This is a genomic window from Streptomyces sp. PU-14G (assembly GCF_041028275.1).
In the GTDB taxonomy this organism is placed as follows: domain Bacteria; phylum Actinomycetota; class Actinomycetes; order Streptomycetales; family Streptomycetaceae; genus Streptomyces.
In genome coordinates this window covers 1-2,479 of record NZ_JASKYT010000633.1, presented here as the reverse complement: position 1 = coordinate 2,479, position 2,479 = coordinate 1, and the positions used below count along the sequence as shown (strand labels likewise).

Sequence of the window (2,479 nt, the reverse complement as noted above, 5' to 3'; positions counted from 1 at the left end):
GCCCCCACCCCGCCTGCCACGGCAGGCCAGGAGGGGCCCGCAGGGCCGCCCGTCAGGCCGCGTCGTTCGCCGTCCGACGAGACGGGCCCGGTCTTCCTCGACGGAGACGCGGGCGAAGGCAGCGCGGCGGACGCGGACGCGGGCGCCGGCGCCCGCGCCGGCGGCGACGAGGCGGTAGCGCCCGCAGACGCCGGGCCGGGCGCCGCAGCCGCCGGAGGGCGGGCGGACGCCCCCGCGCAGGCGGGCTTCGGCCCCCCGGCGGACCCGCGCGGCGGCTGGGGCACGGACGGGCCCTCCGCCGACCGGTCCGAGACCGGACCCGCGACCGCACCCACGCCCGAGAGCGGGAGCCCCGCGGCGTCGGGCGGGAGCCCCGCGGCGTCGGGTGGGCGCGAACACACGGTCGGCCTCCGCCGCTCCGAGGTCCTGGGGACCGGCCGCCGTACCGGCGCCCCCGACACGTCTGGCGGCCCCGAAACGGACAGTGCCGCGGACCGCGCGGGGCACAGGTCCGAGCAGGGCAGCACCACAGCCGTCCCGGGCCAGCGGCCCGGAGAGCCCCGGCAGGGCGCGCCCGCGGCGGTGCCCCAGGCCGATCCGGCACCTGCCGGCTTCGGGCACGGCGCGGCAGCCCCGGGCAGCACGGGTCAGGAGCCGTCGGAGGGCCGCGTGCCGGGCCAGGCGGGCCCCGGCCGCGCCAACCCCGGGCAGGCCGGCCCCGGCCGGGCAGGACCGACTGTCACGAGTGGCTCGGCTTCCGGGCGTGCCGACGCGGCCGAGCAGGGCGCGCCCGCGCGCAGCGGAGCGGCGGCGGGTGTCCCCGCGGCCGGACGCACCGACGACGACGGCCAAGGAGGTCCGGTCGTGTCCGGACAGGGCTCAGGAAGCCCGCAGACCGCCGGACAGCAGACGCCTGCGACCACCGGTTCCCCCGCCTCTCCCGCTTCCCCGGCATCCCACGCCGCACCGGCCTCTGCCGCACCGGTCTCTGCCACGCCGGCCTCTGCAACACCGGCCGAGACCCCGGCGCAGTCGCCTGGGCAGACGGCAGGGCAGGCGCCTGGGCAGCTGGTGCCCCGACGGGAGCAGGCACCGGCCCTGCCGGGGCAGCGCGAGGCGTCGGGCGCCCCTGCCACTGGCCCGGGGCAGGGGCCAGGACACGACGCGCCCGCACAGGCTGCGGCGGTGTCACCCGTACGGGTGGACGGTGCGGCGGCGCAGGGGGCGGTCGCGCCTTCCTGGTCGCACCCCGCGCCCACCGGTTCCCCGGCTCACCAGCCGGTCGCGGGGCTGCCCGCGCAGCCTCCGTCGGGAGGGCCCGACGCCGTGACGCCGTGGCGTCCGCCCGTCGACGACCCGTTCTCCCGAGTGGCGGCACAGGAGGCCCGTCCCGCGGCGCTGGGCAGGCGGCTCGGGGCCAGGCTCGTCGACCTGGTGCTCACCCTCGCGGTGGGCACAGCCGCCGCGTTCCCGTTCGTGGGCAAGACCGTCGACCACATCGAGGCCAAGATCGACGCCGTCGAGCAGGCGGGTGTGACCCGGCAGGTGTGGCTGGTCGACGGCACCACCGGCGGCTATCTCGCGCTCGTACTGGGCGTTCTCGTCGTCTTCGGCCTCCTCTACGAGGTGCTGCCGACGGCCCGTTGGGGGCGCACGCTCGGCAAGAAGCTGTTCGGGATCTGCGTGGTCAACATCGAGGGATACGGCAAGCCCGGTTTCGCGAAGTCGCTGCTGCGGTGGCTGGTACACGGCGCCCTCGGCGTCCTGGTGATCGGGCTGGTCAACGTCCTGTGGTGCCTGTTCGACCGTCCCTGGCGGCAGTGCTGGCACGACAAGGTGGCAGGCACGTTCGTGGCGAAGGGCGACGCGAGCACCGAACTCCGCCTCTAGAGCCGCTCGTCCGGTCCCCCCCCCGTCCGGTTCCGCTCATCCGGACGGGGGCCGGAGCGTGCGGGGCGTCCGGAGTCCACTGGGCGATCCGAACCCCGCCCGGCTCGCGGCGCTTCCCAGGGGCCAGGCGCGCACTCCCGTGGCGCCGTCGTCATCCGCCGACACGACGGCCCCGTGACAGGCCGGTCCCCGTGGTGGGACGGCTCTCCGTGACACGACGGGCCCCCGTGACACGACGGCCCCGTGACAGGACGACCCCTCGCGACACGACGGCTCCCCGGCCGGGGGCCGCCCCCGGTCCGACGGGGCAGCCGTCCCGTTCGTGCGTTCCCCCGAACGGCCCGCTGAGGATGCGGCCGGCGGCGCGGGGCTGTGCACTCGGGCCATGAGCACGGAGCAGCCGGACAACGACCCGTTCCGTAAGCCGCAGCAGCCGCCCCCGGACCCTGGCCGGTCCCAGCAGCCGCCCGGGCGGGAACCGTCGGGGCAGGAGCCCCCACCGCCTCCGCCTCCGGACGGCACCGGTGGTACCGGCGGTATCGGCGGGCCCTACGGCAGTCCGCCGCCCCCGGGCGGCGGGGGATACGGG

The 2,479-nt window shown here is 78.0% G+C and carries 1 protein-coding gene and 1 pseudogene; both read left to right on the top strand.

All coding sequences use genetic code 11. The features are described from left to right. Nucleotides 1-1,890, top strand: a 1,890-nt coding sequence (locus tag AB8Z75_RS34250; RefSeq protein ID WP_369208940.1) for an RDD family protein, incomplete at its 5' end; no start/stop codon positions are given. Between the two features lie 385 nt (nucleotides 1,891-2,275). Continuing rightward, nucleotides 2,276-2,479, top strand: a pseudogene (locus AB8Z75_RS34245) (RDD family protein); the annotation flags it as partial.